This is a genomic window from Streptomyces xiaopingdaonensis (assembly GCF_000262345.1).
Lineage (GTDB): Bacteria > Actinomycetota > Actinomycetes > Streptomycetales > Streptomycetaceae > Streptomyces > Streptomyces xiaopingdaonensis.
Map to the genome: position 1 here is coordinate 40301 of NZ_AJTQ01000292.1, position 7214 is coordinate 47514.

Genomic DNA, 7214 nt, shown 5'->3' on the forward strand with positions numbered 1-7214 from the left:
GGTCGCGGCGCCGGCCGGCGCCGCGTGTGCTCTTCGGGGTCACTCCTGCCAGCCGTGCACCACGGCGAGGGCCTGCGCGGGGTTGAGCCGCGGGTCGCAGAAGCTGGTGTACTTGTCGCCTGTCGACGCGAGCGCCGCCGAGTCGTCTGCGCACTCGGTCACCTGGTCGGGCGTCGTCTCCAGGTGCAGGCCGCCCGCCGTGCCGCCGCCCGCTGCGACGGCCGTCTGGAAGCGGCGCACCTCGCTGACGACGGTCGGCAGCAGGCGGGTCTTCCAACCGCCGGGCGCCGAGAGGGTGTTGCCGTGCAGCGGGTCGCTGAGCCAGATCGCCGGGTGCCCCGACGCGCGTACGGCGGCCACGAGCGGCGGCAGCCGGTCGGCGACGGCGTCGGCGCCCATCCTGGCGATCAGCGTGAGGCGTCCCGGCGTCCGCCGGGGGTCGAGCCGCGCGCAGAGCGCGGTGAGCTCCTCCGGCTCCATCGCCGGGCCGACCTTGCACGCCACCGGGTTGCACACGGTGGCGAGCAGCGCCAGGTGCGGGCCCTCCAACTGGCGCGTGCGTTCGCCGATCCACGGCCAGTGGGTGGAGGAGAGCAGCAGATGCCCCGTCTCGTCGGTGCGTACGAGGGGGAGTTCGTAGTCGAGGACGAGCGCCTCGTGGCTGCTCCAGACCGGCGCGGAGCTCTCGGGCCTGCCGCCGCGCCAGCCGAGGTGTCCGAGGACGCGGCCGGCCGCGTCGTACCCGGTGAGCAGGCGCTGCGGGTCGGGGCGCCGCAACTCCGGGTCCGGTTCGGGACCGTTGACGAGGTGGCCGCGGTAGGCGGGGAGCGTCACGCCGCCGACCTGCTCGGTCGGCTGGGAGCGCGGCTTCGCGTACTGCCCGGCGATCCGCCCCGCGCGGACGACGGGCTTCCGGGTGACCATCTGGAGCGCGCCCGCGAGGACGTCGAGGAGCCCGGCCTTGCGTGCCACGTCCTCACGGGTCGACTCGGCCGGGTCCTCGGCGCAGTCGCCCGCCTGCACGACCTGGGCCCGGCCTGCGGCGACGAGGGCCAGCGCGAGCCGCAACTGCCGTACGTCGGCGGCCCGGACGAGCGCGGGGCGCTCCCCGAGCGCGTTCTTCACCTCCCTCAGCGCGAGGGGGTCGGGCCACTCGGGCTGCTGCGGTGCGGGGCGCGTGCGTAACGCGCGCAGGACCTGGTCCACGGTGTCTCCAAGACGGGTGTGCGGGGCGTGAGGTGCCGTGCCGCGGCGCGTCCTCCCCGCGGCGGTGCGGCTCGTGCTTCCCCGAAACGCCTGGGGGCCGGGCGGGTTGGGGCCCGGTGCGGCTCACGCCTCGGCGAGGCCCCGGGTGAGTGCGGCGGCGATCGTCGTCAGCCGGCGGGCCTGGAACTCGACGGAGCGCAGGTTGTCCTCGTGGACGTTGCCGGGGCGGTTGCGGCTGACGGAGGCGGTGCCGTACGGGTTGCCGTTCTCCGGCTGGAAGAGGATCGGCTCGGTCGAACCGTTGGGCACGATGAGCGCGCCCCAGTGCGCGAACGCGTTGTGGAGCGAGAGGATCGCGGTCTCCGCGCCGCCGTGCGGCGCCGAGCCCGAAGTGAACGCGGTGACCGCCTTGTTCTGGAGCTTCCCCGGCACCGAGAGCGGCGCCGTGGCGTCGACGAAGCGCAGCACCGCGGAGGCGGGCAGCCCGAACCGCACGGGCGTGCCGACGATGATGCCCTCGGCCCACTCCAGGTCGTCGAGGGCGGCCTCCGGGATGTCCCGCGACGCCGCGGCGTGCTCGCCGACGGCCGCCTCGGTGCCGGGCACCACCGTGTCCGGGTACGGGTCCGCGATGCGGCGCAGCCGGACCTCGGCGCCCTCCTTCTCCGCTGCCGCGGCCGCGGCGGCGGCGAGCCGGTGGGTGTTGCCTGTGGACGAGTAGTGGACGACGGCGACACGGGTCATGCCGGAGTACTCCCTCGACGAATGGGCGGATTCAGCGACCGGCCAGCCGACTCGGCGGCGGCGACAGCGGCGGCAGCAGCGCCGCGGGCAGCGGCTGCGCACGGCAGCGCCGGCTGCCTGCGCCGGGCCGGCCGTGCTCCGCGGCGACGGGCGGTCGTCCGGAGCGTTTCCGATCCTCGGGCCGGCGCATGCCGGGCCTCAACTGCTCTGTCCTACTTCGTCAGGTGGTCCCTACTCCATCAAGTCGACGCATAACAGCCGTACGGGGCAGGGGAGTCGGGACTGCCCCGGCGCCGCGACGACCGAGGGCGGGGCGCCCGCTGGGGACGTGGGGTCCATGGTCTGTGCGGCGGTCACGCGGCCCGCCCCGCCGCGGTGCTGTCCTGACGGTGCGGCGGGACGGGTGTGGTGCCCGCTCGGGCCCGGGTGGGGGTGGTCACCGGGCCCGAGCGGAGCCTTCAGCCGTGGCCGGCTCGGCGGCCGCAGGGCAGCCGCTCGCCGGGACGGAGGAGGTAGTAGCGGCCGTCGTCGAGGTGGAGGACGCGGCCGCGGCCTGAGCTGCCGGGGGAGTAGAGGTCGACGATGGTGGCCCAGCGTCCGCCGTGCAGGACGCGGTCGCAGCGTTTGAGGTCGAACGGGCCGAGGCCGTCGGGGAGTTCGTACCAGCCGGTGCGGATCATGGTGGGTTCCTAGAGGTAGAGCCGGCGGCCGCACTGTGCGCAGCGCTTGCCGTCGGGAGTGAGCGTGCCGTTGTGCCGGCACGGCGGGATCTTGGGCTCCGGCGGCGGCTTGGGGGTTTTGGGCACGTCAGGCTCCCGGACGGGTGAGCCAGGCGGCATACAGCACGAAGGCGATGCTGCTGGCGTTGGCGAAGACGAAGAGGGGGCCTGACCAGGCTCCGATGCGGCGGCGCGCGGCGCGCGCGGCCCGGCTCACAGCCAGTCACCGGGGATCGCGCGGTAGGCGCGTGTGATGTGTTCGCGGTACGTCAAGTGCTCGGGGTGCGCGCGGAGATGGGCGGGGACCCAGTCGTGCGCCACGGCGGCGTCCGGGCCCGGTGGGCCGGCCTCGGAGCAGACGGCGCACTGCATCGCGTACGAGTGCGGTTCGGCGTCGGGCTCCTCGTCGCGGACGATGGCGAACGCTCGGTGTCGGTAAAGGGACTTGGGCATGCAAATCACCCTTGGCGCTGAGGGGACGAGCTGCCGACGAGGCACTGTTCAGACACACAGGCACAGGTCCGCAGGTCGGCAGGCAAGCACGAAGATCACTACACGTAGCCGACAAGCGACACCGTGTGGCGTTGCAAGAACGCTAAGACGGAACTCGCCTTGTTTGCAACACCATCGTGATGGAAATTTGCAACTTGCTGGTCGCTCGGACCGACTAGCATGCGATCCGTGGGTGCGTGCAGACTTGATGCCCGCCGTCAGGAGGAGGGGACATGCCCGCAGGTGGGAGACCTACCGTGCGGAGCCGACGCTTGGGCGAAGCGCTGCGGCGGTACCGCGAGGCTGCCAAGCTCGATCAGCAGCACGCTGCCGATCACATCGTGGGTTCGAAGGCGAAGATCAGCCGGATCGAGGCCGGGCAGAGCAGCGCTCGCCCGGGCGACGTCCGGCTGCTCCTTGAGCTTTACGGCGTGAAGGATCAAGTGATCCATCAGCAGCTCGAACAACTCGCGCGGGATTCCAACAAGCGCGGTTGGTGGCTCGACTACGAGTGGGCATCAAAACCGGAGTACGCCGACGTTCTCACGCTGGAGTCCGACGCGACGTACATCCGTACTTGGCAGCCGCTCTTTCTTCCTGGGTTGCTCCAGACGGACGACTACGTACGGGCATTGCTCGAATCGAGTCTGACAGTGTATACGGACGAAGCTGTCGACGAGGTGGTGGCCATTCGACAGGCGAGAAGGAAGGCCATTGAAGAAGATGGAGCCCGTTTCGCCGCCGTCATTTGGGAGCCAGCACTCACCGCTCCGATGCCGTCCAGCGAGGCGCACCAGGGGCAACTGCGACACATCTTCCGGGTTGCGCAGCGGCAGAACGTGAGTATCCAGGTGCTTCCTGCCTCGGAGTGGCAGGCGGCGCACATGACCTCTCATTTCGTCATGTACAGCTTCGGGCCTGAACCTTCGCCCGAAGCTGTCGCTTTTGACGGCACGACGAGTACCGTCATCATAGAAGACCTCGACGATATGGCGCTTCACGCCAAGATTTTCGAGGCTCTGCGTTCGTCGGCGTTGACGCCTACGCAAACGCTGTCCTTCCTGAGGGAACAACTCGACGTGATACCGGAAAGTGAGTAAGTGTCAGCATGAAAAATCAGGAGATCGTCACCGAGTTTCGGAAGTCCAGCTTTTCGCAGGGGGCGCAACAGGAATGTGTCGAGGTGGCCATGACTGCTGATGGCGGCCGAGCGATCCGAGACAGCAAGAACCGCGGTGACGGAACCCAGTTCTACACGCAAAGCGAATGGACGGCATTCGTCGCTGGCGTAAGGGCCGGAGAATTCGACTGAGCGAGAGAACGCCCCCGCCCCGGCATCGCGCCGCGGCGGGGGCATGGTCATGTGGCCATCTGCGACGGCCGAACGAATAACGAGTAGCAGCACCTATGGCCGGACGCACGAACTGCCCATGATTCGCGGCGAGATCAGGCTGCCGCACCTGTCCGCGCAGCGAACTCCCTGATCCCGGGCACGCGGGCAGGCGTGTACAGCAGCTCGGAGACGAGAGACCTGAGCGCCGGGCGCCGGACTTCCTGCGGCGCTTCCTGCTCGACTCGTCGCAGCGCCGCCAGAGTTCGCGGATCGTCCCCGAGCTGATGCCACATCCGGCCGATGTCCGTCCACGCGCGTGCCCGACGCTCCCGAGTCGGCATGGCACTGATGTCGAGTCGCCGCACCACCTCTACCCCCTCGTCGGGTACGTGCAGGGCGTTGCACACGCCGATGCGGTACACGTCCACCTGTGGCTGCGTCGCGTCCACGGTGAACAGGCCGTCCGCCGCCGCACACCGCGCAGTCTCGTCCTCCGCCTCGCCGAGCAGGTCGAACGCCGCCGACCGGTCGCCGCCAACGGCCGCCGTGTGGGCGGCCGTCAGCGCCAGCGTGGTACGCACCGACGCCGTCTGCGCCTGCTCGGCATCGAGGTCGGCCGCCTCCCGGCGCAGAAGCCGCACCGCGCCGAGACTGCCCCCGGACCGTCGCATGGTGATGGCAAGCACGCGCGTTGCCTCACCCACCGGCACCGGATGCCCGGACGCGCGAGCGGCCGTGAGCGCCCGAACCGACGCCGCCCACGCCGCGTCGCTGTGCTGCTTCAGCGCCAGTTCGGCCGTGAGTACGTAGGACCGGGCGAGCGCGACGTGCGCACGGTCCCGCTCCCGGCCGGCCGCGGCGTCCCGCGTCGCCGTCGCCGCGGCGACGAGTCCCGGCAGTGCCCGGCCGAGCGTCTCGTACTCGGCAGCACGCCACGCTGCCCGGGCGCGCGCCGCCTCCTGCACCAGCCGCGGAAGGGAAACCGGCGCCGCGGAGGGGGGTTGGTACAGGACGCCCTCAAGTGCCGAAGTGCCGGATGACGGCGAGGCGTTCGCGGTCGGCGCACCAAGCGCCGCCGTCACACCGACTCCCACCGCGCCGGTCAACATCTGCCGTCGCCGCACCGCGTCCTCCGCTCCCTCGGCTGCGGCCACCGTAGCGAGCCCAGCCCCGGCGGGTGCAGACATCGAAAGGAGTGGCTCGGGTGAGATGCGGAGTACCGCCGCGAACCGCCGCAGTCGGGCAGCGCCGACAGGGCGATCAGCGACGCGAGCGACCGCGAGTGCGGTGGCCGGCGCCCACCACTCGCGAAGACGAGTGGTGGGCGCGGCTCTACGGCGAAGTCAGGAGCGCTCGATGAACTCCCGGACGAGCTTGACGAACTCGGGACCCTTCTCGATGACGGCGACGTGGCCGCAGTCGAGTTCCTGGTAGGTGCTGCCTTCGATCGCGGTGTGCAGCTCGCGGGTCAGCTCGACGGGGATGGTGGCGTCCTGGGCACACCCGATGACGAGCGTCTCGGCCTCCACCCGCGGCAGCAGTTCGCGGATGTCGGCGCGGCGCGCGAGGTCCACCTGGCGTGCGCCTCCCTCGGTGCGCTCGCCGCCCGCGATGATCGCCTCCACCTGCTCGCGCCCCACGGTGTTGAGGAACCCGCGGCTGAACGCGGTGAGCGTGCCGAGGCGGCCGAAGGAGGCGTCGTCCTCAAGACCTGCCCAGAGCGTCATCAGGTTGCGGAGGTACTCGTCGTCGGGCCTGGCCCACCCCGCGGCGAGGACGAGGCGGCGCACCAGGTCGGGCCGGGTGGCCGCGACGGAGGCCGAGACGACGGCGCCGAGGGAGAAACCGACGAGGTCGACGGGGCCCTGCCCGGCCGCCTCGATCGCGGCGACGACCTGCTCCGTGAGCGCCTCGACGGTGAGTTCCCCGCCGTCGTCCTCGGCCTTGGCGGTGCCGGCGTAGTCGGGGAGGATCACCGTGTGCTTGTCGGTGAAGCTGTCGACGAGCCCGCCCCAGGTGCCCTCGGCGTCGAAGACGACGCCGTGGACGAGGGCGACGGGCGCGCCCTCGCCTGCCACCCGGTAGTGGACGCGGGTGTTGGCGGCATTGCAGTAAGGCATGGTTCCTCGCTCTCTTCGTGGTGGCTGTTGCGGCGCGGTGGTGGTGCGCGGGGGCTCAGTCGGCCGGGCCGACGCGCTGGCGGTCCGCGTCCTCGCCTGGCGCCTCTTCGGCCGCGGCCGCGTCCGAAGTGGGCTGCTCCGGCGGCTTCTTGAAGTTGCAGGCGAGCAGGATGAGCAGGGCGATGCCGCCCGCGGTCGCGAAGACGGCGGTCCGCAGCCCGTCGCTGACGGCCTCGGCCGATGACCCGTCGGTCGCCGAGTTGGCCAGGCCGACGAGGACCGCGAGGCCGACGGCGCTGCCGATCTGCTGGCCCGTCGAGACGATGCCCGAGGCGATCCCCTGGTCCTGGCCCGGTACGCCGGTCGAAGCGGCGCCGAACATCGTGGTGAAGACGATGCCCTGGCAGACGTTGAGCACGAGCAGCGCGGGCAGCAGCGAGACGTAGCTCGCCTCGGCGGACATCCCGAGCCCGAGCGCAGCCGCCGCCAGGGAACCGACGACGAAGCTGCCGAGCAGCGTGGGCCGCACCCCGGCGCGCGCGGCGAGGCGGCCGCCGAGCATCGAGCCGGTGAAGCCGGCCGCCATCGGCGGGGGGGAGG

At 71.5% G+C, this 7214-nt stretch carries 10 protein-coding genes; 2 read left to right on the forward strand and 8 right to left on the reverse strand.

The features are described 5' to 3' along the window. Nucleotides 1-39 precede the first annotated feature (39 nt). The 5 genes from UWG_RS0123060 to UWG_RS0123080 form a co-directional block, all read right to left on the reverse strand. Nucleotides 40-1206, reverse strand: a complete 1167-nt coding sequence (locus UWG_RS0123060; RefSeq protein ID WP_016909569.1) for a 3-deoxy-7-phosphoheptulonate synthase — start codon at nucleotides 1204-1206, stop codon at nucleotides 40-42. A 123-nt stretch (nucleotides 1207-1329) separates the two neighbouring features. After that, on the reverse strand, nucleotides 1330-1950 hold the full coding sequence (locus UWG_RS0123065; RefSeq protein WP_016909570.1) for a flavodoxin family protein: 621 nt from the start codon (nucleotides 1948-1950) through the stop codon (nucleotides 1330-1332). 458 nt (nucleotides 1951-2408) lie between these two features. After that, nucleotides 2409-2630: a hypothetical protein gene (locus tag UWG_RS0123070; protein ID WP_016909571.1), complete on the reverse strand. Its 222-nt coding sequence runs from the start codon at nucleotides 2628-2630 to the stop codon at nucleotides 2409-2411. Between the two features lie 127 nt (nucleotides 2631-2757). Then, complete coding sequence (locus UWG_RS34050) at nucleotides 2758-2886, reverse strand: hypothetical protein (RefSeq protein WP_016909572.1); 129 nt, start codon at nucleotides 2884-2886, stop codon at nucleotides 2758-2760. Continuing rightward, nucleotides 2883-3122: a DUF7848 domain-containing protein gene (locus UWG_RS0123080; protein ID WP_016909573.1), complete on the reverse strand. Its 240-nt coding sequence runs from the start codon at nucleotides 3120-3122 to the stop codon at nucleotides 2883-2885. The genes UWG_RS34050 and UWG_RS0123080 overlap by 4 nt, the downstream gene beginning before the upstream one ends. A 311-nt stretch (nucleotides 3123-3433) precedes the next feature. Here UWG_RS0123080 and UWG_RS0123085 point away from each other — a divergent pair, with 311 nt between their 5' ends. Further along, nucleotides 3434-4261, forward strand: a complete 828-nt coding sequence (locus UWG_RS0123085) for a helix-turn-helix domain-containing protein (RefSeq protein WP_016909574.1) — start codon at nucleotides 3434-3436, stop codon at nucleotides 4259-4261. Between the two features lie 8 nt (nucleotides 4262-4269). Continuing rightward, the gene (locus UWG_RS32325; protein ID WP_078495714.1) at nucleotides 4270-4473 is read left to right on the forward strand and encodes a DUF397 domain-containing protein; all 204 of its coding nucleotides are present in this window, start codon (nucleotides 4270-4272) and stop codon (nucleotides 4471-4473) included. A 134-nt stretch (nucleotides 4474-4607) separates the two neighbouring features. On the opposite strand, the gene UWG_RS0123090 is transcribed toward UWG_RS32325, so the two are convergent. The 3 genes from UWG_RS0123090 to UWG_RS0123100 form a co-directional block, all read right to left on the reverse strand. Then, nucleotides 4608-5603 (reverse strand): hypothetical protein, encoded by a 996-nt coding sequence (locus tag UWG_RS0123090; protein WP_016909575.1) that lies wholly within the window; start codon nucleotides 5601-5603, stop codon nucleotides 4608-4610. A 234-nt stretch (nucleotides 5604-5837) separates the two neighbouring features. Beyond that, entirely contained in the window at nucleotides 5838-6614 is a 777-nt protein-coding gene (locus tag UWG_RS0123095; protein WP_016909576.1) for an alpha/beta fold hydrolase, read from the reverse strand. Between the two features lie 55 nt (nucleotides 6615-6669). Next, on the reverse strand, nucleotides 6670-7214 hold a 545-nt coding region (locus UWG_RS0123100), incomplete at its 5' end, for an MFS transporter (RefSeq protein ID WP_033196322.1).